Here is a 25,686-nt window from a genome sequence, read left to right on the forward strand (position 1 = left end):
CCTTTTTGGTGCCCTCTATTTTGCGCCGGCTGATTTATAGGGTTCCATTTTACCTTTTTGGTGCCCTCTATTTTGTGCCGGCTGATTTATAAGGTTCCATTTTACCTTTTTAGTACCCACTATTTTGCGCCGGCTGATTTATAGGGCACTATTTTACCTTTTTGGTGCCCTCTACTTTGCGCCGGCTAAATTATAGTGCACCATTTTCGCTTTTGAATTCCCTCTATTCTGCGCCAGCCGATTTATAGGGTACCATCCTCGCTTTACCCCCCGCAGCCCCAATCCTGACTCCTATTTTCCTTCTAGTCTATTTGGCATTTGCAAGTGTTATTGGAAAATGATAGAATTTAACAGAAAGTTCTGATTACTCTCTGCTCTTTTGCCGGTTACTAGTTTGCGAGAAACAATTAGGAGGGGTTCTTATGGAAAAATCTGTTCGATTAATCCCGTACCAAGTTGAAGACCAGCTCGTAGATATTCAGCAGATTCCGGAAGGCGTAAATCTGATTCAGGCCCCGTCGATTTGGAGCAAGGGGTTTAAAGGAAAAGACGTAGTCGTTGCAGTGATTGATACCGGATGCGATGCCCAGCATCCCGATCTTGAGGGCAGAGTGATCGGCGGACGCAATTTTACCGATGATGACAACGGCGATCCCGAAAACTTCACTGACTACAACGGACATGGAACTCATGTTGCCGGAACAATTGCGGCGGTTAACCCTGATTCGGGCGTTGTCGGCGTTGCACCTGAGGCTAAATTGCTTATTCTGAAAGCTTTGGGCGGCGAGGAAGGGTCAGGCGCTTATGAATGGATAATCAGCGCAATCGAATATGCCATTTCAGAAAAAGCTGACATCATCTCCATGTCTCTTGGAGGGCCATCTGATGTACCTGAGCTCCATGAAGTGGTTCAAAAAGCTGTACAAAATCAGATTTTAGTTGTCTGTGCAGCAGGCAATGAGGGAGACGGCAACAGCAAAACGTCCGAATTCTCCTATCCCGGCTGCTACAATGAAGTCATCTCAGTAGGAGCTGTAAGCCTGCAGAGAAAGTCATCCTACTTTACAAATTCCAACAATGAAATAGATGCCGTTGCACCCGGTGAAAAAATTGTCTCGACAGTCCCCGGCGGCAAATATGCCATTTTCAGCGGCACATCCATGGCGGCACCTCATGTGTCAGGAGCTCTGGCACTGCTGAAGCCTCTCTCTGAAAGCGAGTTTGAACGAAAAATGTCAGAGCCGGAAATTTATGCCCAGCTCATGAAACGGACTATCCCTCTTGGGTTCCCAAAAAGCCTGGAAGGCAACGGGCTCATATATCTGAGCGCACCAGACCTTCTTGCTGATTACTTAAAAAAAGAAGATCTTGCAATCGGCGTATAAAGCTAAAACAAGGCTCCCTCTAATGGGGAAGCCTTATTTGTCATTTATTCCTTTGTAAGGCACTCCATGCATTTTCGCAGCCGCATAAAAATTCGAATGATCGCTGTTGAACCGTTTGTCTCTTAAAAACACAAGTTCATTTCCATCCTTAAAAAACAGCTTCACTTGCCAATTGACAGCTTGATCTTCCGAATCTTCCGTAATAATTTCCTTTACGTCCGACCATTTGTAGCTTGTTTCTGCAAATGTCCATGCATCGCTGTATATGATTTCGTCATAGGTTACGACTTTATAATGATCCGTTCCAAGACCCAGTCCGATCAGTCCGAGTACAGCAATAGGCAGCGCCGCTTTCCAGAGCTTCTTCTGGTTCAGGTACATTAAAAAACAGGCAAGGGCCAGCACCGCGATTGAGATGCCATACATATAAAGCACAAGTCTCGGTGTTTGGATAATGGCTGTATTCGGGGTATGAAAAAGAACATTATGCACCGTCTGGGGAACGATTAATATCACAAAAAAGCTTGAAACGGCAAGCAGCAAAGCAATGGCAATCCATATGTATCTTGGTTCACTGTGGGTCATATCCATTCTCCTTTCGTGACACACTCCCTTTATATTACTATATTTTCCAAGAGCAAAAGGGTTTTTTTTCAAAAAAATTCCCGGCTCCTTCTGAACCGGGATGTTACATAAAGCGCTCTAATATTCGTTCCATGCTTTTCAGCAGGACGTCGTCTTTCATGATAAAACTGAATCTGCGGTTTCTTCCAATGTCTGTCGGCAGTGTTTCAAAAAGAATGGGGCCTTCTGTTTCAAGGTAGTCAGCTTGCGGGATGATTTCGTCGATTTCTGCATAATAAATGTTTTTAATGATTGTCTTTTCTTTTCCGAGCACTTTATATTGCCCGACGTAATGCAGCTTTGAGACACTTGCTCCCGTTTCTTCTTTTACCTCTCTTAGAGCGGCATCTGAGGGGTTTTCGCCCTTTTCAACTTTACCTCCGGGAAATTCATAGCCGCGGTCCCTGTGGATTGTGAGCAGCCAGCGGTTTCCATATCGGCAAATCACCCAGACGTGTTTCGGTTTTTCTGAAAATGGATGTTCTTCAAACGATAAATGCACTTCATTGTGATAATAATCTTTAAATCGAAACATTTCCAATCCCTCAATTTCTATGTGTCCATAAAAATCTTATCACAATGAATGAAATTGTATAAGACCTATTGTTGTTCTTCAATCTTTTTTAATATCCCCTGAGACTTGATATGTTCCTTTGCCTCTTCGTCTCCGAGTTCATAAATCATTTCAAAAATCTTAATGTTGGTCTGGTCAATTGCATCGTTCTGCCTGTCATAATGATATTCAAGATACGGCACATGCGCCCTGAAAAAACCCTGCCAGTCAGAAGAATACACCTGGTCAAAATATTCTCTGAGCGACGTAATTTCTTCTTCTGTCGCTTCTATTTTATAGTCCCACGGCGCTTGCGTGCTGAGTCTTGATATTTCACCGTTTGCTACCGTTACATAATAAGTTTGTTTTGTATCAGGCATTTGTTAAAGCCACCCCTTTACTTGTCCATTTTTTATTTTTTTCCCAACAGCGGACAATTTATTCGGGGCTACCTTTTAAGCAGCTGTTCAATAAACTCAAGAATCCGTATAAGAAACTGCGGTACAGGAAGCTTAACGTAATGGGCATTGCGAAGAATTCTGAGAGCTTCAAATACGATATAGAAGCAGATCGTGCCGTCCCGGAGGAGATAGCTTGTGTTAAGAATCAGATCAACGAGGTTGGCGACAGCAACGACTGCTATAATAATGACTTTTGCCCCAAATCTGGATGCTGCGTTCTTCAGAAGGTTTCCATTGCTGTTCATGACATCTGCAAGCATGAAGGTGATCAGTTCCAAGGCCATCAGCGCAAGCAGAATCAGAAAAATTTCATGCAGTTCTCCAATAATAAAAGTCAAAACCGAAAAGTAGACAGAAGTCAGCATAAGCAGGCCCATTTCTGGACGAGACATCTTCTATGCCATCCTTTCATGAAAAGTAAAATCGTTATATCATATGCTGCGCTCGCATTCTTGCTCTAGCAGATATCCTATCAAACAAAAAAAAGACTGCCATCCGGCAGCCTTATTTTCCCAAGAATGATTTCAGCATCCAGTTATGCTTTTCAAGACTCTGATGAATTGCAAGGAGCATATCTCCTGTCGTTTCATCTCCTACCTCATCGGCAAGTTCCATGCCTTCTTTCAGCTCTTCCGCCACTTTTGTGAAATCATTGAAAGTGGACTGAACCATCTGTTCTGCGGTCTCCTTGCCTTCTGCTTCGCTGATTGTCGACAGCTCCAGACATTCTCTGAGCGTTGCAACCGGCGCTCCCTCAAGTGCAAGCAGACGCTCTGCAAGTTCGTCGATGTGGACGTGTGCTTCATTGTAGAGCTCTTCAAATTTTTCATGAAGGGTGAAGAAGTTCTGGCCCTTTACATACCAGTGATAGTTATGTAATTTTTCATAAAGGACAGTCCAGTTTGCCACTTGTTTGTTGACGGTTTGAATTAGTTTTTCAGACATATGAATCTCCTCCTTAAATCTATTCTTACGTTACCCAGAATCACAAAAAATAAAACAAAAAAGACATGAAAATCTGATACAATGTGGAGATACAGGGGGGACCAGCATGTATGTAATCTTTGCGATATGCATTCTTATTATTCTAATTGTTCTTCTTTTGAGTGTACTCACAACATCTAAGGCATATAAATATGAGCACACGATTGATCCTCTTCAAAAAGAGGAAAAACCACCAGAAAAAAAGCATATTACTGACGGTAAAGACGCCTGATATACAAAGGCGTCTTTTTGTGTACTTAGAACTATACTTTCGACACTTTTTTTAATCCGCTTGTATTATCACTCTTTTGAAGGAGGGAAAAATACAATCTTACTATCTAATTATTGTAAGATATTATCATTTCTCCTACCAAAAGATAGATAGCGCACCAAAAATCTGTCGAAACCACTCGAACAATAAAGAAAAACGATCTAGTTTTTATACTATAATGAAAATTAAGAAAATAAAGGGGGATACATACATGACATTGAAAAAAGGATTTATGGCAGGAGTGTTAAGTACTGCACTTTGTGCTTCTGCAGTATTTGGAGGGGCTGCTGCGACAGGTTCTGCACAGGCTCCGGAAAAAAGCTATCTGGTCGTTTTCAAAAATGAAAACACACTTCCATCCGGCTATCAGGAGCTGATTGAAAAAGCAGGTGGGAAAGTAAGCGACAAGCTTGAAAAGGTAGGTGCCGTAGAGGTTTCTTCTGCGAATCCGGACTTTTTGACAGCCATTAAAAAATCCTCCAGCGTGCAGGATGCAGGTGTCCAAAAGAAGCTTTACCCGGAATCACCGGCTGTTGAAGCAGCGTTTACACCTGAAGCAAATGCACAAGTAGCAGATTTATATCAATCCCTGCAATGGGACATTAAACAAGTAACCAACAATGGCGAATCATGGACACTTCCAGGCGGAACGGGAAAATCCGTCGACGGCAATGATATTGTAGTTGGGGTCATCGACACAGGCATTGATTACAACCACCCGGATTTAAAAGATAACTATGCGTACGGGAAATCGTTCGTGCCGGGCATTAGTGATGCAATGGACGAAAACAGCCACGGTACACATGTTGCCGGATCAATTGCAGCAAAAGGACGTACGATGGGTGTCGGTCCTGACTTGAAAGTAGCCGCTTACCGTGTATTCGGTCCAACAGGAGGAGCTGAAACAGCCCATATCGCAGAAGCACTTATGACGGCTGCAGATGACAATGTGGATGTAGTTAATATGTCTCTTGGCGGTTATGACTGGTTCCAAAATCCAGAATATGCAACAAAAGATACGGTAGCAGACGTAAGACTTTTCAACAGAGCGATTCAATACGCAATCAAAAAGGGTGTAACGGTTGTTGGCTCTGCAGGTAACAATGCTGTCGACATCAGCAGTCCTGGAAAGCTTTCCGGCGATGACAACGGCGCAACTCACAGAAGTCCGAGCAGCCAGAGCATGATTCGCGTTTCTGCAGGCGGTCAGCTTAAAAACCTTGCTTTTTACTCGAATTACGGCGTTGGCAAAATTGATGTGATCGCTCCCGGCGGTGATTTAGGACCGAATTATGATCCAGCTACAGGCGCAGGAAGAGACAATACGTATCTGTGCTTAGCTACTATTCCGGGCGGAGGATATGGATACAAAGCAGGCACATCCATGGCTGCGCCAAAAGCCGCAGCACTTGCTGGAGTCATTATCGCGCAGCATGGAAAGGACAAGCTTTCTCCTTCCCAAGTAAAACACATCGTTCAATCTTCTTCTGTAGATCTTTTCAAAAATGGATATGACGGCGCGGCAGGGCACGGTTTAATCAATGCCGTTAATGCTTTAAAATAAGCACAAAAAAGCGGGGCAGCTGCCCCGCTTTTTAATATTCTTCATAGACATATGGTTCTTTCGGCTGCTCGATCTTCTTGATTGACTGAATTTCGACACTAGGCAGCGTCCAGTCTTTAAACTTCACACTCTTTATTTTGCCGCTTACTTTTACCCATTCATCCTGTTCGTATGTGTCCCCGTCTTCGATCGAAGCGAGAGTCCCATACACAGAAGCATCCGCCACACAGCATGACAAGCCAAATCTCGCGACAACAAACTGGTCTTCTTCAAATCCCTCTTCTCTGTAGACAAATCCGAGCATTTCCACTTCTTTGCCTTCAAACTTCTGAGGGTTTTTATCTAATATATTGGTCATGGCGATATAGTTTTTTTCTGTCAGGACGATTTTGTCCATTTTAAGCATGTCTGCTTCCAGTTCTTCGTAATACCCTTCAGGCGGCGCCTGGATCTGGAATCCGTCCGGATGCTCAAGAGGTGCGTCCGGACTTGATGCAGGAGACTGCGTTTTTTCCTCTACGCGTTCCTCAAGCTGCTTCATATACTCATCCGGATCCTGCAAGTACAGATCAGCAAGGTCTTTATCCATCTGAGCGTCTTCTTCTGATCCGGCCTGCTGCTCCTGAGACTGGGCCAGACCGTTTTTAAAGCCGCGCTTTGCAGCAATTGAGCTGTCAAGAACGGTGTCAGGAAAAACAAACCCTGTTACAACCGGAAAAATAAAAAATGAATAGATAACAAGCGACTGAATCGGCGAACTTTTTCCTGAATGATCAAAACCGCAGTTGCAGTAAAGCTCTTCTGTTTTTTTGCTGCCGCTTCTCCAGATTTGAACAACACCGAGAACTAAAAACGTGACAACAGCAAAATAGATAAACGGAAGCATCCGGGGGGCAATGAAATTCCGGATGTCACCAGTGACGATGAGTTTAAAAAGAAGCATCGTAAAGCCCATCAGGATAATGCCGCGCAAATATAAGTGAAAACGGTAATCTCTTTCCTTTTCCATTGGTTTTCCTCCTTACAGGATTACCTGCTGGTAAACCAGCACGGATAGATAAACAGCTGCTGTTACAATGGCAATAAAGGCAAAAACAAATTTTGCTCTGAAGAAAGCGAACAGCATGATTGTATTTTTCAAATCGATCATTGGTCCATAAACCAGAAATGCAAGCAGGGAGCCTGCAGTAAATGTTCCGCCGAAAGAGGCAGCCACAAACGCATCTGCTTCCGAACAGAGCGAAAGAATGTAGGCAAATGCCATCATAATTGCTGGAGACAGGAATTCACTTGAACCAAGATCCGTCAGCAGGGAGCGGTCAAGGAACGTCTGGAAGACACTTGCGATGAACGCACCCAGAATGAGGTATTTCCCCATTTCAAAAAACTCATCGCTTGCATGGAACAGTGTTTCTTTCCATTTGCTGACCCCTTTGACTGGTTCAGAAGATACAGTTCTTCCAACAAGCTCCTCTCTCGTCCATTTCAGCTGATCTCGGTTTTTAAAAATCAAATAGACCGCGAGTCCGACTAAGATGGCGACGATAAAAGCAAGTCCCATGCGTCCGTACACAATTTCTTTTGATGACTGAAAGGCATAGTATGTAGACGCGAAGACGACAGGATTTAGTATCGGAGCAGAAACCAGGAATACAATTCCGATATGAAGCGGCATGCCTTTTTTTATTAACCGTCTCACAATCGGAACGATGGCACACTCGCAGACAGGAAAAATAATGCCCAGCAGTGCTGCAGGAAACAGGGCAATGACAGCATTTTTAGGAAGGTATTTTTGAATCATCTCTTCCGATACAAATGACTGAATTAAAGCAGAAACGAAAACCCCAAGCAGGATAAAGGGAATGGCTTCAAGCACTATGCTCAGGAAAATCGTGTTTAAGTTTAAGAACGATTTAGGTGCATCAATCTGGAAGCTTCCGAAATCTATGAATATAAAAAGATAAATAAACAACCCTATTAATGCAAGAGCAAGAGACTCCTTCACAATAGAAAACGCCGGTTTTTTCATCTCTAATCTCCAATCCTATTATTTCTCCTAGCATTATAGCATACGGGGCCAGTCCATAAATTATGCAATTTCATGACAAATCCCCCCTATTGTAAAATTCGTTGGAATTAGGTAAACTAATTAAATCGTAACAATTACGTTTTAGGAGTGGAATTATGTACGAATGGATCATTATCGGAGGCGGAGTCCAGGGAATGACAATGGCTTCTTTTCTTCTGCAAAGCAAGAAAACGGAGGCGGAAAAATTGAAGGTGATTGATCCCCACTCCAAGCCTCTTGAAAACTGGAGAAACTGTACTGAAGCGATATCTATGCCATTTTTGCGGTCTCCTTCTGTTCACCATATTGAGATGAATCCCTTTGGACTTGAGCGCTTTTCCAAACAGCAGGGACATCACGGTTTCTACGGCAGGTTTAAAAGACCTTCGCTGGAATTATTTAAAACACACTGCGATCACATATACCGGGAATTGAATCTTGAAAACTGCTGGATTCAGGGCCGTACAAAAACACTTAATAAAACAGGTGAACATTGGAAGGTTACCCTTGCAGACGGGAAAACGCTGATTTCTGAAAATGTGGTCCTGGCCATTGGAATTGGAGAACAGCCCCATTGGCCTGAATGGGCTGAAGCAGCGAAGAAGAATTTTGACCATATCTATCATGTTTTCGATAAGAATCTGAATCTTGGTAATCTGCCCGGTCCTGTTGTAGTCATCGGCGGCGGCATGACGGCAGCCCACTTATCTAATAAGCTTGCAGGGCTTTACCCGGGAGAAGTGACGATGCTGAAGCGCCATCCATTCAGAGTTAAACTCTTCGATAGTGATCCCGGATGGCTCGGACCGAAAAAGCAGCGTACATTCAGAATGAACGCTGACTACACAAGCAGACGCAATCACATAAAGTCAGCAAGGCACCGCGGCTCCATTACCAGGGATCTGCAAATAAAGCTCCATCATTTAAAAAAACGCGGCATGCTGGAATGGAAGGACTTTGAAGTTGAACAGGCGGAAGCAGAGGGGAAGACTCTAACCCTCAACGGAAAAGACGGCAGTCTCATTCAGGCGGGATCAGTCATTCTGGCAACCGGATTTATGCCTTCATTACCCGGAAAAGAGTGGATAAACCCCTTAATAGAACGTGAGAAATTAACATGCGCCGACTGCGGATATCCAATTGTAAATGAGCATCTGCAGTGGGACCGGGGACTGTATGTAACAGGTGCCCTCGCAGAACTGCAGGTAGGTCCAATTGCACGTAACATATCAGGTGCCCGGCAGGCTGCAGAACTGATTTTATCCGGCCTTTAACCACTATTGAGCATTTTTCATTGCCGTAATCTTTCATTGTACAGTATACTCTCTAGTATTGAGGCACTCGAGAGGAGATCATCTATGAAAAGAGAATTACAGTTACCGCCCAAAAAAGAGAGACACAGACTATTTGGGTCAGTAGAACCCGGCTTGAAAACAAAACCTGTTGAAAAGGACAAAATGCCGGATCTGCAAAATTCAAAAAAAGACTTTTTATTTCATATAAATGCTGTCGGCATCAGCAATGTAAAATATCCCGTTGTGATCCAATCTTCGCTGTCACCTGAACAGCAAACAACAGTGGCTGCATTTAAAATGACGTCATCCATCTCATATGAAGCAAAAGGAACCAACATGAGTCGTTTCACAGAACAGCTTGAGAAATACCGCTTAAACGGCGGTTTCACCATGTCCATCAATGAACTCTATGACTTTACGAAAGAGCTGGCTGAACGATTGAAACAAAAGGATGCTGAAATTGACGTGACCTTCCCATGGTTTTACGAGCGTAAAGGACCAAGCTCGGAACTTGCCGGCTTAAACCATGCCACTGCCGGCATGAAAATCCGCTATGAAGAAGGCAAAGGCTTCACAGCCAGTGCAAAGCTTACATGTGCAGTGACAACACTCTGCCCGTGCTCGAAGGAAATCAGTGAGTACAGCGCCCATAATCAGCGCGGATTTATCACAATGGAAGTAGAATTTGCAGAAGGCTATAACGAAGAGCGTGACTGGAAAGAGGCGCTTCTCGCTGCAGCTGAAACAAACGCAAGTGCCATGATCCACCCGGTCCTTAAACGTCCGGATGAAAAAATGGTCACAGAAACAGCGTATGAAAATCCCCGCTTCGTGGAAGACATGGTCCGCCTCGTTGCAGCAGACCTTTACGAGTTTGACTTTGTTTCAGCATTCCGCGTCGAATGCCGGAACGAAGAATCCATTCATCTGCATGATGCCATTGCAGAATTGTCGTACCGGAAATAAATATGCAGCTTGAGATGCCTGATAATGGGCATCTCTTTTTTATGCACATAAAAAAGGCTGTTCATCCGCAGTCGAATGAACAGCCTTCTCTTCTATTTTTCTTTATTGATTGATTCAGAGATCAGATCTGTCAAAGCCTCCGCACCTGTTTTCCCGAGATGCACTCCGTCATCTCCAAAATATTCAGGATGATCAATGGATTCTGAATACCAGTCAATCAGTGTAACATTTTCGTTTTGCTCCGCTTTTTCCTCAAGTAAACGGTTGACACTGCTTTCCCATTCTTTCGGCACCCGGGTGTTCACCAGATAGACGTCGGCTTCTGAGAATGAATCGAGCAGTTCCTGCAGCTGGTTCTCCGGGAAGTATCCGTTGGTTCCGAGATGAATGACAACCGCTTTATTCTGCTCATTGTATTCATCATATTCAGGAGCAAGGCTGACCGCCTGGCGCATCTGCCTGCCAATCTCAGCATCTATCGTAATGCCAGGATACTCTTCTTGAAGATTTGAAGCTATATCAATCATAACAGAATCACCTATGGCGAGGACTTCCTTATCAGATGGGTCCTCTGCCTTCGGCTCCTCTTTTTCTGAAGAATCGTCATTCTGTGATTTCTCCTGCTTATCACTGATTTTGACCTGCTTAGGAGAAGAGTGCATTTCTTTTTTCTCCCCTTCAACAATCCCAAGTGCTCCAGCGGCAAAGAAAACAAATAGAACAGAAACGACAAGTGACGCGGCTTTCCTTGATAGAGAAAAGTCTGTCCAGGTCAGCTTGATAAATCCCCTGAAGCCCTCTCTTCTTACAGGTACTTCTATCAGCCGGTATGAAAGCTCTGCGATGACCAGGATCAGCAGAAGCTGCAGCCCGACTCTCCAGTAAACCGGATTTCCGATTTCATGGACGGGCGTGCCAAGCACAATGACAGGGTAATGCCACAGGTAAATGCCGTATGACCGCGTCCCGATCCAGCGCAGGGGTTTAAAAGAGAGAATCTTCCCCAAATAGCTGACAGGATGACTGACGGCTCCAATCAGAACGGCTGCGTTAAGACAGATTAAAAACATTCCGCCTCTGTACAAAAACGGCTGATATTCAGTGACAAAATGAAAGCAGGCAAGGAGAATTCCAAAAGCGGCGAAACTGATGACATTCAGAGACACCTTATGTCCAATTGGCACCCTGCCTGAAGACAAACGCTTCATTGGCCATACAAGAGCCAGGACACAGCCTGCAAGAAGCTCAAATGCCCTCGTATCGGTTCCATAATAGACGCGGCTCGGATCTGTTCCGTCCTGAAAGAGAACAGCCATCAGAACCGCTGAGCAAACAGCTAAACCCGCTATGGCAGCCGCCAGTTTCAGCCGCTTTTTAAAGACAAACAGACCGGCTGCAAGCAAGATTGGCCAAATGATATAAAACTGTTCTTCTATGGCAAGCGACCACAGGTTTTTAAAAGGTGACGGCGATCCAAATTGATCAAAGTAAGAAAGATCATTAAAAATGTACCACCAGTTGCTGACGTAGAACAGGGACGAAACGGCATCACCGCGAAGCGTGCCCATAAGCTCTCTGTCAAAAAACATCACCCATACAAACGTTGCCGTAATCATAACGAAAGCGGCAGGAAGCAGCCGTCTTAACCTTCCTGTCCAAAATGCAGCAAAGTTCAGCTGCAGCGTCTCTCCTTTTTCCGGGAGGATCATAGATGTAATTAAATAACCTGATAAAACAAAGAAAACATCAACCCCCAAAAATCCTCCCTTTGCAAAACCAAGATGAAAATGATAGGCAATGACCGTCATGACGGCAATTGCCCGAAGTCCATCCAGTGCAGGGATGTAGCGGCGGTTATCCGTTTGGCGAAACATGATTAACTCCTCCAATATTCTGCTGAAACCTCTAGTTGTTTCTTATTCTATGTATCATTTATTTTCATTCAGATGCTCTCTGATTGTTCGCTTCTGTGAATCTGACTTCTATCCTCCCTTTTCCACTGCAAGAAGTTATTTCATATTTTAATTGTTCCATTTTAACAGAAGGAAATTTAAACAATCAATGATCTTTACGCAACGAATAACGTTTTTTAATCATACTGACACAAATCGGGTGAAAGGATCTATGAAATGACGTTTTTTTACAGGAAAACAGCACCTGTCCTTTAAGGATAAGTGCTGTTTTAAGCATTTGGTTTAATTTAATCGCAACAAAAAGGATGCCTGCTTCATCTGAGCAGACACCCCTCTCTTCTCATTATGATGCATGACTCTTTACTTTTCCGCTGGAATCTCCCTTGATCTGCTTCAGCACGGCCACAATCAGAAAGCTGACGATCACAAGCAGCAGCCATGAACTGACCTTTCCTAAATGAACAAGGCTCCATGCTTCCGTTTGATTGGGATACTTCCAGGCTCCAAAATAGGTGGCAATATTCTCGGCAATCCAAATGAAAAAGCCGATCAGCACAAAGGATAGAGCAAGCGGCATGCGGTACCGGGATCCGTTCACCTCATAAGAAACCCAGGACTGCCAGAAAACTAGAATGACCAGTCCGGAGAGCCACCACCTAACGTCAATCCAGAAGTGGTGAGTGAAAAAATTCAAATAGATGGCAGCTGCAAGCGGCACGACTGCCCAAAGCGAGGGCCATTTTATCAGCTCCACTTCAAGGCGCCTCCAAGCCTGGCATAAGTAGCTCGCTACACTTGCGTACATAAATCCGCTGTACAGCGGAACGCCAAAAACCTTGGAATACCCTTCCTCAGGGTATGACCAGGAGCCCATATGCACCTTGAAAAGTTCAAGGGCAAGCCCGATGATATGAAACAGGGTAATGACTTTCAGTTCATCCTTTGTTTCAAGCCCTGACCTCAGCATCAGCCACTGCATGAGAAGACAAATCAAAAGCAGCCAGTCGTACCTTGGAAGAAACGGAAGAGGGATAACCTGTGTCAATGCAAGGGAAGCAAAGATGACAACAGGAAACAAACAGGACAGAGCCTGCTGCCATCCAAAATGAAAGAGCTGTACGATTGCTCTTGAGATGAAGGCTCCAAGCGGATTTTCCCGCGGTTGAACTGCCTCCTGCTTACTCGCCATCTTCATCACTCCGGTATTCCAGGATATCTCCCGGCTGACAGTCGAGCGCCTTGCAGATTCCCTCCAAAGTGGAGAGCCTTACAGCTTTTGCCTTGCCATTTTTTAAAATCGAAAGGTTTGCCATTGTAATGCCTACTCTTTCCGAAAGTTCAGTTACGCTCATTTTTCTTCTGGCCAGCATGACATCAATATTTATAATTATCGCCATATTATTCACCTCAGACCGTTAAATCATTTTCTGATTTGATATCAATCGCTTCTTTTAACAGCTTCTGCAGGACAGCAGCAAAGACCGCAACTACAAAGGATGCAAAGATCATGACCATTCCGATTAGAATGATGCCCGGTGCATCGTCCCGTTCCGCCATGAGGTAAAAGATCGGCATACCAAACACATACAAGGCACTGAAACTAAAAGCGCAGTATTTGATTTTCTTTAAAGCTTCGACGGCATAATCCGAAAAAGCCTGGTTTCTATCGATTAAATTTAAAAGATGAAACGATTGATAAAGGGCAAAGTAAAACGGAATAGCCGTCGCATACAAGTCGATGAAAACGAGATATTTGAGAAAAGTCTGTTCAGGATACAATTCTGCTGCAAAATTTCCGATTTCAGGTATGACAAATATGCACAAAGCAATAACAGGAAGACCAATCAGGATGATCGCTGTCTTTAAAAAGAGCGTTGTTCCCCGTTTCATAAAAAGCACCTCTCATATATATTTTCAATTAAACTGTACCACGCTATTTATTGTTTTACAATAAAATTTTATTTATTTAAGATGTTCATTTATTGAAAATAGATACTTATAGACATAAAAAAAGCATACCAGGGCAAATGGCATGCTTCAGTCACATCTTGGCAGAGTATGTTTTCCTTCTTTTGTCTTACCAGCTTGATTTTTTCACACCGGGAAGCTGGCCTTTGTGAGCAAGCTCACGGAATGCAATTCTTGACAGCTTAAATTTACGAAGATACCCTCTAGGTCTGCCTGTTACCTCGCAGCGGTTTTTCAGGCGTGTAGGGGAAGAATCACGCGGCAGCCTGCGCAGTGCCTCAATGTCGCCGCTTTCCTTCAATTCTGCACGTAATTCCCTGTATTTTTCAACAAGCTCCTGACGCTTTTTTTCTTTTGCCACTTTTGATTTTTTGGCCATGAACGTTCATCCTTTCTTTTTCTTCGTAATGATTACGATTTAAAAATCATACTGTTTCCGCACATTTATGCTAGAAAGAGAAAATGCTTTTTGTTGTTTTCTGATCCATTGCCCATTCGCTCTGTACAGTCGATCCATTTATAAGTGTTCAGTTTTTGTTCTAGCTTTTTGTTGATTTCAGCTTCTGTTTCCTTCATCAGCCGGTAAATTTCTTCAGCACTTATATTGAACCTGCCGGCTGCTTCATGATAGGGCGACACTTTTACGAGCATGGTCAAAAATTGTTCTTTTGTTTCGCATTGAGACGCAAGTTCATCCTCTCTGCTCTCTATATATTGATAAACTGATCTTTTCGTCTCGGATAGACCTGCAATGATTCCCTTTGCAAGGACGTTCATTCCTTTTTCATTCAATCTCAGCACCCCGATTTCGATGAGAGTTAATACAAATCGTAATAAATACGATTTATAATCATTATACATTTTCTGTACCTAAATGAAAAGCCTGCAGCGGAAAATATTTTCTCACTGCAGGCTTGAGGCATCATCTATTAACCTTACTTAAAGGAGCGTTTAAGAATACTCTTAGAATGTGTAAACGTATCAAAGCTCGCTTTGCCGTGGTAAGCGCCCATGCCGCTGTCTCCAACACCGCCGAACGGGAGGTAATGAGACGTCATGTGGCTGATGGTATCGTTGATTGCACCGCCGCCGAATGACAGGTTATGCAGCACTTCGTTTTGGATGTTCTCGTTCTCAGAGAAAAGGTACAAGGCAAGCGGCTTAGGACGTTCGGTGATGACATCGATGGCTTGCTGCAAGTCATCGTATTCTAGCACAGGCAGGATTGGCCCAAAGATCTCATCCTGCATCACAGGGTCATCCCATGAAACATTGTCAAGGATTGTCGGTTCAATGAATAAACGTGATTTGTCGGATTTTCCTCCTGCAACTGCGTTTCCGCTTTCCAGGAATGCATGCAGCCGGTCAAAGTGTCTTTCACTCACCACATGCGGGTACTCATCTCCCGCCACATTTTCACCGTATGTCTTTGTAATGGCTTCTTTCAGCTTGGCTATCAGCTGATTTTTCACTTCTCTCTTTACCAAAATATAATCGGGTGCCACGCACGTTTGGCCGGCATTCATGAATTTCCCCCCGGCAATTCGTGCAGCCGCCTGATCCAAATCAGCATCGTCGTGAACAATCGCCGGACTTTTCCCGCCCAGTTCAAGCGTAACAGGTGTCAAATGCTCAGCAGCAGCTTTTGCGACAATCTTCCCTACTGGTGTACTGCCGGTAAAGAAAATATAGTCAAATTTCTCTTTCAGCAGAGCTGTACTGGTTTCGACTTCCCCTTCAACAACACGCAAATATTCCTCCGGGAAGTTGTCATTAATCAGCTTTGCCAAAAGCCCTGATGTGCGTGGTGTGAGCTCAGAAGGTTTCAGCACCGCACAGTTCCCGGCTGCTATCGCGCCAGCAAGCGGATTAACGGCAAGCTGGAACGGGTAGTTCCAAGGGGCAATGATAAGGGCTGAACCATACGGCTCTGATAAGATAAAGCTTTCTGCCCCTTCATGTGTAGTCGGCGTATCTGTTTTCTTCGGTGCAGACCAAGAGATTAAATTCTCGGCCATAAAATCTATTTCACTCAAAACAAGGCTTATCTCTGCGCGCTTCGCTTCAACTTCAGGTTTATTCAAATCAGCTTTCAGGGCGTCAAGAATCTCCTGTTCATTGCTTATGATAAGCTCTTTCAGTTTAGTCAGCGTCTGGATCCGGAACTGAACATCCTTCGTTTTCCCGCTTCGGAAAAATGACTTTTGTTTTGCTGCAAGTTCTTGATAGTTTTCCATATCGCATTCTCCTTCATGGGTCTATTTTTTGAACCATTCTTTCTTTAATAGCTCTGCAAAACAGAGATATAAGCTGTATAGAAGTTAACGCAGACAACGATACTCCTCTTGGAGAATGGGGTCAATTACTTTGCTCAGGACCTGGTACCTATAAATCAATGCGAAAACAGCAAAAAAAAGAGACCAGTCTGCATTCGACTGATCTTTTTTTGGGTTTTTAAGGAAATACCACCGTTTTATTTTCATAAACGAGTACCTTATCATCCAGATGCCACCCGACGGCGCGTGACAGAACAAGCTTTTCAACGTCTCTTCCAACCCGTTTCAGATCCTTAATCTGATATCTGTGGCTTACACGCTCGACATCCTGCTCAATGATTGGACCCTGGTCAAGCTCTTCAGTTACATAATGGGCGGTTGCCCCGATAATTTTCACGCCGCGGTCATAGGCTTGATTATAAGGCTTGCCCCCAACAAAGGCAGGCAGGAATGAATGATGAATGTTAATAATCCGGTTCTTAAAACGTTCAATCATAACAGGCGGAATAATCTGCATGTATCTCGCAAGAACAACGGTATCCACACCTGCTTCTTCCAAAAGTTCAAGATGTGTTATTGCCGCTTCTTCTCTTGTTTCCTTCGTTGCCTGCACATGGTGATACGGAATGCCGAACGGCTCAACAATTTCCCTCATATCATTATGATTGCTGACAATCATAGCTATTTCTGCAGAAAGTTCGCCGAGGCGGTAACGCTGCAGCAGATCCTGGAGACAGTGATCTTCTTTTGAAACAAAGATGGCTATCTTCTTTTTATCACTCGCACAGGACATGCGCCATTTCATTTGAAACGCAGCTGCCGTCTGCTCAAACCGGTTTCTGAGTTCATTTATCATATCTTCAATTCCATGAAGCTGAAATTCGATTCTCATAAAAAAAAGACCGCCGACCGGATCGGTAGAATGCTGATCTGAGTGAATAATGTTTGCTCCTTCATCAGCTAAAAAACGTGATACTGCTGCAACAATTCCCGGGCGGTCCTCACATGAAATCAATAATCTTCCTATCACACTGAATCCTCCTCGGCCCGCATGTATTCTCTGTACGGACATATGTATAATCAATGTGAACAGTATAACGAATCGACCGATTTTAAGCAACGCCTAGTAACCAGTATCCGCAAGCTGCTTCGTATATGGATGGCGTTTGTCCTCAAAGAGCTCTGCTGAAGAAAAGACATCAAGCAGATTTCCATCCTTCAGCACGCAGATTTGATCGCACATAAACCGGACGGCAGCGATGTCGTGTGATATGAACAAAAAGGACATGCCAAGCTCCTCTTTAAGCTCCTTGAGCAGGTTCAATATTTGCGCCTGGACGGATACATCAAGGCTTGATGTTGGCTCATCCAAAATGAGGAGTTTCGGTTCAATGCTGATTGCCCGGGCGATGGCTGCGCGCTGTCTCTGTCCGCCGCTGAGCTGATGAGGGTAACAATCCAAGTGCCTGTCGCTTAAGCCAACTTTTTTAAAAAGGTGAAGTGCCATTTTTTTTCTGTCCGCTTTTTCTTCCAATAAATAAGCAGGAATAGCTTCCGGATAGTTTTCAAGCGGCTCTGCGACCGTTTTCCAGATAGGCAGTTTGGGGTTTAGTGAAGCATGAGAATCCTGAAACACAACCCCAATGTGGCGCCTTATTTTCTTTAGAGCTTTTCCCTTTTGTTCCCTCAGCACAATTCCGTTTATCGTGATTTCTCCGCTGTCAGCAGAATCAAGTCCGACTATCAGCTTTGCAAGCGTACTTTTGCCGCTTCCGCTTTCGCCAATCAGCCCGAGGCACTCCCCTTCCTTTACAGTGAGGGAAACGTCTGAAAGAATGTTATGATCTTTGTAAGACTTTGAGATTTGGCTGACTGTCAGCATCTGTCTTCTCTCCTCTCATGTCCGCATGGCAAGCGGACCAATGATGAACATTCTTTTCCTGAAATGCAGGAAATGTCCTGCACTCTGGCATTACGAGCGGGCAGCGAAGGGCAAACGGACAACCCGTTTCAGCTGTGAGACCCGGCTCGCCATCAATACTCGGCAATCTTCTGGGTACACTTCCCTCAAGTTTAGGCTGTGTGCTTAATAAAAGTTTCGTATAAGGATGTGCGGGATCTGTAGCGATCATCTCAGTTGGACCATGCTCAACGATACTCCCGCCGTACATGATCATCATCTTGTCTGTCCGTTTCAGCAAATGATTCAGATTATGCGAGATAAGGAGCACCGCACAGTCTATTTCTCTTTGAAGGTCAGCAAGCAACTGAAGAATCGATTCACCAGTCAAAACATCAAGAGCAGTTGTCGGCTCGTCTGCAATGATCAGTGAAGGCTTCATCATGAGGGATGCTGCAAGTGCGGCTCTCTGCAGCTGTCCTCCGCTGAGCTGATGCGGATAGCTATTAAACGTCCTTTCTGCAGGAAGCTTCACCCGCTCCAGCCAGTAAAGAACCTCCTGTTCAGCGTTCGCTTTCCTTACTTGACGGTGAGATTTAATCGCTTCGACAAGCTGCCTGCCAATTTTAAGAAAAGGCGTAAAACTTCCTTGATAGTTTTGGAAAATGTATGTTACATCTTTTCCTCTTATCTTCTGCATTTCTTTTTCTTTCATGGCTGTTAATTCATTTCCGGAAAAAAGGATGCTCCCTTTTGATATACGGGCAGACGGCGGCAGCAGACCCAGTATAGCTGCTGCTGTCATACTTTTCCCGCTGCCGCTTTCTCCTGCAAGTCCAATCATTTCTCCTGCCTTGATCTTGAGATTAAGATTTTTTACAAGGATTCTGCTCTCGTGTTTATTCGTTAGTGTAATGGAAACGTTGCTTACGGTTAAGACTGTCTTATCATTCTTTGCATTCAATGCTCTTTTCACCTCCGGACCTACCTGCTTTTTACATCGAGCCGGTCTCTCAGGCCTTCCCCTATTAAGTTGCATGATAAAACAACCAGAAAGATGGCAAGACCGGGATAAATCATCAATTCCGGGTACGTTTGAAAATAAGGCCTGCCGTCATTCAACATGGCTCCCCATTCAGGATTAGGGGGCTGTGCACCGAGGCCTATATAAGATAAAGATGAGATAATCAAAATCACTTTCCCGATATCCAGTGCTGCGAGTATGAGAACCGGCGACAGAATGTGAGGCAGTATATGCCTTCTAAGAATCTTCCAATCAGAGCATCCTCCAACCTTTGCGGCAAGAATGTACTCTTTTTCCTTTTCCGAAATCACAATGCCTCTTACTAAACGGGTGTAGGTGATCCATTTCACTGCGACAACAGCAATCATTAAATTTGTAAGACTTGGACCCATAAAACCTGCAATGGCAATCGCCAGAATAAATTCCGGCAAAGCAAGAAGCCCGTCTGCCGTTCTCATGAGAAAAGCATCAAACCTCCCCCCTGCATACCCCGACAGAAGGCCGAGAGGAAGACCTATACAAAGAACACTTGCCACAACAAGCGCTGTGATGCCGAGAGTTGCTTTTGCCCCTACCATCAATCTTGTAAAAATGCACCTGCCAAGATTATCTGTTCCAAGAGGGTATTGCAGACTTGGAGAAGCAAACCGTTCACCCATATTTGCCGTATAAGGATCATTTGAAACAAGAAGCGGGCCCGCAATTGAAAGAACGGCAATAAAGACAAGCAAAGCTGCTCCTGTCACTATCATTAATCTGCCTGAAAAAATGGTCCGTTTCAGATGGCGGACGTTCTTTTTCACCTGTGGAAAAGGATTCATTTCGCTGCCTCCTTTCCTCTTCTGATTCGGGGATCAATGAGAAAATACGAAAGATCTGTCATCAGATTCATCGCTACAACAAAAACGCCTGTCAGTAATACATATCCCTGTATGACAGGGTAATCACGGGCAAAAATAGCGTCGACCGCCATACTTCCAAGCCCTGGCCAGGAAAATAAGATCTCAATAACGACCGCTCCCCCAAGAAGACTTCCCATACTCAGACCAAGCACCGTCATGACAGGCAAAAGAGCAGCCCGGATAGCATGAATCCACAGAATGCGCCATTCTTTCACCCCTCTTGCTCTTGCTGCCCGGACGTAATCTTCGGAATAGCTTTCCATTAAACCCGAGCGCAATAATCTTGCATAAACAGCTGCCAGTGAAAACCCTAATGCAAATGAGGGCAAAATGGATTGAGACCACTCTCCAAATCCATTCGAAGGCAGCAGCTGAAGCTTAAAAGCGAAAACGTAAATAAGCATCAGTCCCAGCCAGAAGCTTGGAATTGATGCCCCAATCAGTGCAAGCACTCTGCTGAGGTGATCCGGCCATTTCCCTGGAAACCTCCCTGCTGCAATACCAAGCGGAAGAGCGATGGCAGCCATGACGAGCAATGCTCCCCCTGCAAGCTCCAACGTGATTGGCAAGCGCTTCATCAGTTCGTCCCAGACTGGATTACCGCTCATGTAGGACTTTCCAAGATCAAGCTGAAGCAGCCCAAACATCCATTTTCCGTACTGAACATATAGAGGCTGATCAAAGCCAAGCTCTTTTCTGAGCTCAGCCTGGTCAGCATCTGTTACCATCATTTCATCAGCGTTTAATATCAGCATTACCGGATCGCCAGGAGCAAGCTTCATCAGTCCGAATGTAAAAACAGACAAAATGAAGATGACGAGAACCAGCTGAATCACACGCTGTTTTATAAGAGGAAGCATGTTACTTCACATCCATTGTATGAGTTAGGATATAATACTCCTCAGCTGTAGGATTAAAGTTTTGAACCCGCTTGTTCACCCCTACAAGAATGTTTGGATAAACGGCATAGCTGTGTGCGAATTCTTTGTTGATGATTCCTGCTGCATCCCTTGTCAGCTGTGTTCTTTTATCTAAATCGGTGGTTGTATTCAGTTCTTTGATCAGTTCATTCAGTTCCGGGATTGAAATTTTGCCTACGTTTAAAGCACCTGTTTTCGTAAAGGCTGTATTCAGGAAGTAGCTCCCATCTCCCCGGGGAGACGTATTGTTGCTGTATGTAGCAAGATCCCAGTCTTTATTTTCAACAAGGTGTGTATCTGCATTTTCAACATTTTTAATTTCGATATCAATTCCTGCTTTTGCTGCATCTGACTGCAGAAGCTGTGCGATAAGCGGAAGTTCCGGACGTGCTTTATACGTAATGAGTTCAAGCTTGAGGGGCTGTCCGTCTTTTTCCATTTTCCCCTGGCCATTCTCTTTGTAGCCTGCTTCAGCAAGCAGTTCTTTGGCTTTATCAACATTCACTGCTTTCACTTCATCCTTTATACCAAATGGAAGGGTGCTGTTGAACGGGCCATTTGCAGGAATCCCGTGTCCAAGCATAATGTCTTCTGCTGCGCTCTTGCGGTCAAGGAGCAAGTCAAGGGCTTCTCTCACCTTAACATCTGACACTTTAGGGCTTTGCTGATTGTATAAAATAAAATGGGCTCTAAGGCCAGGTACAGATTCAACCTTCAGTTCTTTATCTTTTTCGATTGGCTCAATGCCTTCTGCCGGAATGTTGTAAACGACATCTGCTTCTTTAGATTGAAAAGCAAGTGATCTTACGTTGGCATCTTCATTAAATTTAATGACTGCTTCACTGACCTTAGGCTCTCCTGCCCAATAGCCGCTGAATTTTTCAACCTGTACTTCTTGATTTGAAATGAATGTTTTGACTTTAAACGGACCTGTACCAACTGGGGCATTGTTAAACTCTTCTTCGCCCATCTCTTTTTCAGCTTCTGTGTTTACAATCGATGTATACGGGTTAACAAGCTCGGAAGGAAGAGCAGGATATGGTTCTGTGGTTGTAATAGAAAGCGTTTGTCCGTCTGCTTCCATTGATTGTATTTTCAGCGAATCTCCAAGTGATTCGTTAACAGCAGCACTTCTCTCCAGAGAAGCCTTGACTGCCGCAGCATCAAGTTTTTTTCCGTCCTGAAATTTAACCTCATCACGGATTGTGAATGTCCAGTTCACATTATCTTCTGTCTCCCATTTTTCAGCGAGCCAGCCTTCGATCTTAGAATTTTCGTCAAGCTTTAGAAGCGTCTCTGTCACTCCTGCACGGATTGGGGTAAATCCAGTGTGAGGATCCATGTTCGGCGACTTAAAGCTGAAGATCATTGATACCTTCTTATCCTTTTCTTCTTTTTCAGGATCAGCTTGGCTATTTTCAGCAGAACATCCTGCAGCTGCAAGAATAAATAAGCCTATTAAAATAGCAATCAAGCTTTTTGAACCACTAAACGATTTCATCACATCTACCACCCTTGAATATTTTAATTCGTAATAATTACGATTTACATTAGTAAATATTACTAGCTTCTTGAACAACGGTCAATGCCCATTTTTTAAAACAGAAGACGCGCGCCCCTGCACCCCAGCCGTTCTTCTTTTCATCATAGACAGCAGAACACATGAAGCAACAATCAAGATACCGCCTGAAATGGTGAGTGCATCCGGTATCTCTGACCAGAATAAAAAGCCCCACAATGCATTGAAGACAATTCCTATATACCTGGTCATTTCCACAACAACAATATTTTCATGGGTGAAAGCTTTCGTCAGGAAAATTTGGCCAAGAAGGGACACAACACCAATGCAAATTAAGTAAAAGCCTTCAATCAGTGACGGCACGACAAATTCGTTCCACATGAGCGGAATGGAAAGAACCGTTCCTGTTGCGAGAAAATAAAAAACAATTTCATAAGACGGATGTGTTTTGCTCAGATACCGAATAGATGTTGCTGCTCCTGCAGCAAACAGAGCACTTAATACTCCGACAAGAGCATACACCGAGAAAGACGAGAATTGGAACGGCTTAATCAAGAGTATTCCTCCAAGAAAAACAAGGGGAAGAACATAAAAGGTTGATTTTGAGACCTTTTCCTTTAAAAAGACCGCTGAGAGGAAAAAGACGAAAATAGTTGATAAGTGTGCAAGAATACTTGCATCAGCAAGCGGTATTTTTGAAATGGTAAAAAAGTAAGCATATAGATACAATGCACCGAGCATTCCTCTTAAAAAGAGCATGGGCACGCCCTTTTTTGAAAAGGCGGTTTTGCTTTGCCTCATCATTACAAAAATGATGACAGTGCCGATCAAGCTTCTGAAAAACATGATTTCTGAAGCAGGAATATTCAGGCTGACCGCTTTAACAAGGGCATTCATCACACTGAAAACGAGTGAGGATAAAACGGCAAGCAAGACCCCATTCTTCAGCATGTTTCTTCCCTCCCTTCAGGAATATAATTTTCAAACGAAGCGTGATGTGTTTGGCTGAACCGTGCCGCTTCCTCTTCAAACGCCCTTAGCAATGAATGAGCCACAGGCATAGAAATGCCTGCCTTAACAGCAAGTTCAGTCACCAGTTTCAGCTTATGGTAATCTTCAAGCGGAACTCTTGGAAGCACCCATTTTCCTGACCTCGCCCGCTTTACCTGGGCAAACGGCACCTTTGAAAAATCAAAGTACGTTCCATTCTCATCTGGAGCGGAAAAAGGGTCAATTAAAATAGACGTGTATCTGATGTACAGCAAATATTCCTGCTTCTCCGGACTAAACGTCGGGAACTGGCAGATATCATTTCTTGAGAGCGTGTATTCGTGTACTGGATAGTTATCATCATTTAAAAATTCCAAAAGGTTAATAGGCTTTGCTCCCAAACAGGAAGCAACTTCGGAAAGCTCTTTCCAAAGACCGTTCATAGCCTTTATCGCGTGCTGGCTAATTGGCCCTTCCGGATATAGCTTGTACATGGATTTAACAGACTTGTCTTCTCTCAAAATCTCTCTCAACGCAACAGGGTTCATGAATAATGGCGGATGAACATAGGTTGTTATGCTTCTTGCCTCGGCTTCAACTGCTGATGAAAGAATTTCCGCTTCAGGACCGATACTTCTTATAAAGTCAGCCAGGACATGAGCAAAGCTGCTGTTTTTGTATCGGGACCCCACATAGACTTTTTTCTTCACAGCTTTTGTGTAAGCTGTGAACGGGTCTTCTGCTGGAAGCTTTGTCGCTGCATAATATGCAGACAGGCTGATAACCTCTATATCTAATGCCAGCTTCTCGATGATCGTTGAAGCAGAGCCGATTCCCGGAGAAAGAAGAACCACTCGTTTTGCCCTTTTCAGATTCTTTAGGTTCAACTCTTTTAAAACTTCAATGTATGTATGGCTTGGCGTGCATAGGATAATCGTCTCCCATAAATCGTTCACTTCACCTAAAGATGGGTAAAAATAATGAATGCGGGTTTTTCCATTCAAATTTTGATCTAAGTGGGGAGCAAATAAGGAGGACACTTCAAATCCATTTCGTTCAAAGTATTCCTGAAGCTGTTCAGAATGTTCCCCGGCCCGGTTGGCTAAGCCCAATTTATTTGAGTACTCTCCTTTTCCAGCTTGGACCGCAGCGGCAAAGGCTGCCGGTCCAGCCCCCGCAATCAGCGTGTTCCCAAAAGAATTCGATTTAAAGGTCATGAATATTCGACTTCCTTTCCTGTCAATGCCTCCACTTTTTTTGTCAGAATCAGCGTATCGTAGAAACGTTTATCCTGGTAAACCGTTTCAGTTTTCCAAACAGACTCCGGCGAATCATAATAGGGATAGTTAAAAATAGATTTCAGGCCATTTCCATACCGCAGAACAACTTTGGCTCCACACGGAAGAAGGGATGCAAGCTGCTCAATAATCGCCTTTTTCTCTTCCACAAGGGAAGCAATTATGACATGCGTGGCTCTTTTGATGGCAGGCAGTTTTGAAACCGGCTCGCTTGTAAACCGAACATTCTCTTTTAGTCCAGACAGACAGGCGATATCCCTGCCCATTGCCACAGCTTCTTCATCAATATCCAGGCATGTCAGACGAGCTCCTGTTTCTTTGGCAATGGTTAGCGCAGAAAGAGGAAACGCACCTGACCCTATAAAGAAAACCTCTGATGTCCCTGAGATTCCGCACTTGACAGCATCCTCTTTTACAGCAGAGGAAAGAGCTGAAAAATAGCCTGACATATCGGCATTGCTCCTCGACGTGCAGACAGATTGATGTTTTTCCAGGGCAGCTACCGCAGCGGAAGATGTTTCTCTCAGAAGGCTGGCATATTTTCTGATCTCCTTATCACTTTCCCATAAACGCCATTGTTTTTCGTTTTTATCATCCATGACAAATGCAGAAAGTTCGTCCAGTTTTTCTGTCAGCATTTCACAGCACGGGCTGCTTTTTTTAATAAAGGCCGATAGCTCTGCTATTTCGTGCAAAAGCATTTTTATGGACACTAAAAACGTATACTTGTCTTCCAAACTACCTCTCCTCAAAACGTAATAATTACGATTTGAAGTGTATCATTCCCTTCTTTCCACCGTCAATC

At 44.1% G+C, this 25,686-nt stretch carries 28 protein-coding genes; 5 read left to right on the forward strand and 23 right to left on the reverse strand.

Translation table 11 applies throughout. The features are described from left to right. Positions 1-422 precede the first annotated feature (422 nt). The gene (locus ACK1LH_RS16420) at positions 423-1,385 is read left to right on the forward strand and encodes a S8 family peptidase (protein WP_029278844.1); all 963 of its coding nucleotides are present in this window, start codon (positions 423-425) and stop codon (positions 1,383-1,385) included. Between the two features lie 33 nt (positions 1,386-1,418). On the opposite strand, the gene ACK1LH_RS16425 is transcribed toward ACK1LH_RS16420, so the two are convergent. From ACK1LH_RS16425 to ACK1LH_RS16445, 5 genes are all read right to left on the reverse strand, one after another. Further along, entirely contained in the window at positions 1,419-1,970 is a 552-nt protein-coding gene (locus ACK1LH_RS16425) for a hypothetical protein (RefSeq protein WP_029278842.1), read from the reverse strand. Between the two features lie 103 nt (positions 1,971-2,073). After that, entirely contained in the window at positions 2,074-2,544 is a 471-nt protein-coding gene (gene ytkD / locus ACK1LH_RS16430) for an RNA deprotection pyrophosphohydrolase (protein WP_029278840.1), read from the reverse strand. A gap of 65 nt (positions 2,545-2,609) precedes the next feature. Continuing rightward, a complete protein-coding gene (locus ACK1LH_RS16435; RefSeq protein ID WP_282033153.1) occupies positions 2,610-2,942 on the reverse strand; it encodes a hydrolase in 333 nt (110 codons plus the stop codon). A gap of 68 nt (positions 2,943-3,010) precedes the next feature. Continuing rightward, positions 3,011-3,415 (reverse strand): phage holin family protein, encoded by a 405-nt coding sequence (locus tag ACK1LH_RS16440; protein ID WP_282033155.1) that lies wholly within the window; start codon positions 3,413-3,415, stop codon positions 3,011-3,013. A 112-nt stretch (positions 3,416-3,527) separates the two neighbouring features. Beyond that, positions 3,528-3,968 carry a Dps family protein gene (locus ACK1LH_RS16445; RefSeq protein WP_029278834.1) on the reverse strand — a complete coding sequence of 147 codons (441 nt, stop codon included), beginning with the start codon at positions 3,966-3,968 and terminating at the stop codon, positions 3,528-3,530. Positions 3,969-4,074: 106 nt separating this feature from the next. Here ACK1LH_RS16445 and ytzI point away from each other — a divergent pair, with 106 nt between their 5' ends. Together ytzI and ACK1LH_RS16455 are read left to right on the forward strand one after the other, a co-directional pair. Continuing rightward, entirely contained in the window at positions 4,075-4,239 is a 165-nt protein-coding gene (ytzI, locus tag ACK1LH_RS16450) for a YtzI protein (RefSeq protein WP_282033156.1), read from the forward strand. Between the two features lie 250 nt (positions 4,240-4,489). Then, positions 4,490-5,842, forward strand: coding sequence for a S8 family serine peptidase (locus ACK1LH_RS16455; protein WP_282033157.1), 1,353 nt, complete (start codon positions 4,490-4,492; stop codon positions 5,840-5,842). A gap of 31 nt (positions 5,843-5,873) precedes the next feature. Here the strand turns inward: ACK1LH_RS16455 and ACK1LH_RS16460 are convergent, their stop codons facing one another. Together ACK1LH_RS16460 and ACK1LH_RS16465 are read right to left on the reverse strand one after the other, a co-directional pair. Further along, the gene (locus ACK1LH_RS16460; RefSeq protein WP_029566184.1) at positions 5,874-6,851 is read right to left on the reverse strand and encodes a TIGR03943 family putative permease subunit; all 978 of its coding nucleotides are present in this window, start codon (positions 6,849-6,851) and stop codon (positions 5,874-5,876) included. A gap of 12 nt (positions 6,852-6,863) precedes the next feature. Then, positions 6,864-7,871: a permease gene (locus ACK1LH_RS16465; RefSeq protein WP_029278828.1), complete on the reverse strand. Its 1,008-nt coding sequence runs from the start codon at positions 7,869-7,871 to the stop codon at positions 6,864-6,866. Positions 7,872-8,026: 155 nt separating this feature from the next. Between ACK1LH_RS16465 and ACK1LH_RS16470 the strand changes: the two genes are divergently transcribed. Both ACK1LH_RS16470 and folE2 read left to right on the forward strand, forming a co-directional pair. After that, on the forward strand, positions 8,027-9,184 hold the full coding sequence (locus ACK1LH_RS16470) for an FAD-dependent oxidoreductase (RefSeq protein ID WP_029566185.1): 1,158 nt from the start codon (positions 8,027-8,029) through the stop codon (positions 9,182-9,184). 84 nt (positions 9,185-9,268) lie between these two features. Further along, a complete protein-coding gene (folE2, locus tag ACK1LH_RS16475; RefSeq protein ID WP_203288502.1) occupies positions 9,269-10,171 on the forward strand; it encodes a GTP cyclohydrolase FolE2 in 903 nt (300 codons plus the stop codon). Positions 10,172-10,263: 92 nt separating this feature from the next. Here folE2 and ACK1LH_RS16480 read toward each other — a convergent pair whose 3' ends face one another. The 16 genes from ACK1LH_RS16480 to ACK1LH_RS16555 all read right to left on the reverse strand — a co-directional run bounded on the left by ACK1LH_RS16480 (position 10,264) and on the right by ACK1LH_RS16555 (position 25,618). Next, on the reverse strand, positions 10,264-12,045 hold the full coding sequence (locus tag ACK1LH_RS16480; protein ID WP_203288504.1) for an acyltransferase family protein: 1,782 nt from the start codon (positions 12,043-12,045) through the stop codon (positions 10,264-10,266). 382 nt (positions 12,046-12,427) lie between these two features. Continuing rightward, complete coding sequence (locus tag ACK1LH_RS16485) at positions 12,428-13,273, reverse strand: DUF817 domain-containing protein (RefSeq protein WP_174435444.1); 846 nt, start codon at positions 13,271-13,273, stop codon at positions 12,428-12,430. Then, positions 13,263-13,481: a helix-turn-helix domain-containing protein gene (locus tag ACK1LH_RS16490; protein WP_029566189.1), complete on the reverse strand. Its 219-nt coding sequence runs from the start codon at positions 13,479-13,481 to the stop codon at positions 13,263-13,265. Before ACK1LH_RS16490 ends, ACK1LH_RS16485 begins: the two co-directional genes overlap by 11 nt. Before the next feature lie 10 nt (positions 13,482-13,491). Further along, positions 13,492-13,974, reverse strand: a complete 483-nt coding sequence (locus tag ACK1LH_RS16495) for a DUF2975 domain-containing protein (RefSeq protein ID WP_029566190.1) — start codon at positions 13,972-13,974, stop codon at positions 13,492-13,494. 187 nt (positions 13,975-14,161) lie between these two features. After that, positions 14,162-14,431 (reverse strand): 30S ribosomal protein S14, encoded by a 270-nt coding sequence (rpsN, locus tag ACK1LH_RS16500; protein ID WP_029278812.1) that lies wholly within the window; start codon positions 14,429-14,431, stop codon positions 14,162-14,164. 65 nt (positions 14,432-14,496) lie between these two features. Next, complete coding sequence (locus ACK1LH_RS16505) at positions 14,497-14,844, reverse strand: hypothetical protein (protein WP_029278810.1); 348 nt, start codon at positions 14,842-14,844, stop codon at positions 14,497-14,499. A 143-nt stretch (positions 14,845-14,987) separates the two neighbouring features. Beyond that, the gene (locus ACK1LH_RS16510) at positions 14,988-16,289 is read right to left on the reverse strand and encodes an aldehyde dehydrogenase (RefSeq protein ID WP_029566191.1); all 1,302 of its coding nucleotides are present in this window, start codon (positions 16,287-16,289) and stop codon (positions 14,988-14,990) included. A gap of 217 nt (positions 16,290-16,506) precedes the next feature. Further along, complete coding sequence (purU, locus tag ACK1LH_RS16515; protein WP_029278806.1) at positions 16,507-17,400, reverse strand: formyltetrahydrofolate deformylase; 894 nt, start codon at positions 17,398-17,400, stop codon at positions 16,507-16,509. A gap of 51 nt (positions 17,401-17,451) precedes the next feature. Then, positions 17,452-18,210 carry an ABC transporter ATP-binding protein gene (locus ACK1LH_RS16520; protein ID WP_029566192.1) on the reverse strand — a complete coding sequence of 253 codons (759 nt, stop codon included), beginning with the start codon at positions 18,208-18,210 and terminating at the stop codon, positions 17,452-17,454. Beyond that, positions 18,167-19,192: an ABC transporter ATP-binding protein gene (locus tag ACK1LH_RS16525; protein ID WP_051827342.1), complete on the reverse strand. Its 1,026-nt coding sequence runs from the start codon at positions 19,190-19,192 to the stop codon at positions 18,167-18,169. Before ACK1LH_RS16525 ends, ACK1LH_RS16520 begins: the two co-directional genes overlap by 44 nt. Positions 19,193-19,212: 20 nt before the next feature. Then, positions 19,213-20,004, reverse strand: coding sequence for a nickel transporter permease (nikC, locus tag ACK1LH_RS16530; RefSeq protein WP_411335112.1), 792 nt, complete (start codon positions 20,002-20,004; stop codon positions 19,213-19,215). A gap of 65 nt (positions 20,005-20,069) precedes the next feature. Next, positions 20,070-21,014 carry a nickel ABC transporter permease gene (gene nikB, locus ACK1LH_RS16535; protein ID WP_029278801.1) on the reverse strand — a complete coding sequence of 315 codons (945 nt, stop codon included), beginning with the start codon at positions 21,012-21,014 and terminating at the stop codon, positions 20,070-20,072. Between the two features lies 1 nt (position 21,015). Beyond that, positions 21,016-22,575, reverse strand: a complete 1,560-nt coding sequence (gene nikA, locus ACK1LH_RS16540) for a nickel ABC transporter substrate-binding protein (RefSeq protein WP_411333651.1) — start codon at positions 22,573-22,575, stop codon at positions 21,016-21,018. An 81-nt stretch (positions 22,576-22,656) separates the two neighbouring features. Further along, positions 22,657-23,544 carry a DMT family transporter gene (locus tag ACK1LH_RS16545; protein ID WP_051865469.1) on the reverse strand — a complete coding sequence of 296 codons (888 nt, stop codon included), beginning with the start codon at positions 23,542-23,544 and terminating at the stop codon, positions 22,657-22,659. Next, complete coding sequence (locus tag ACK1LH_RS16550; protein WP_051865471.1) at positions 23,538-24,800, reverse strand: opine metallophore biosynthesis dehydrogenase; 1,263 nt, start codon at positions 24,798-24,800, stop codon at positions 23,538-23,540. The genes ACK1LH_RS16545 and ACK1LH_RS16550 overlap by 7 nt, the downstream gene beginning before the upstream one ends. Continuing rightward, positions 24,797-25,618 (reverse strand): nicotianamine synthase family protein, encoded by an 822-nt coding sequence (locus tag ACK1LH_RS16555; RefSeq protein WP_411333653.1) that lies wholly within the window; start codon positions 25,616-25,618, stop codon positions 24,797-24,799. The genes ACK1LH_RS16550 and ACK1LH_RS16555 overlap by 4 nt, the downstream gene beginning before the upstream one ends. Positions 25,619-25,686: the final 68 nt, after the last annotated feature.

Source organism: Metabacillus indicus, from assembly GCF_046603695.1.
GTDB classification, from domain to species: Bacteria; Bacillota; Bacilli; order Bacillales; family Bacillaceae; genus Bacillus_P; species Bacillus_P indicus.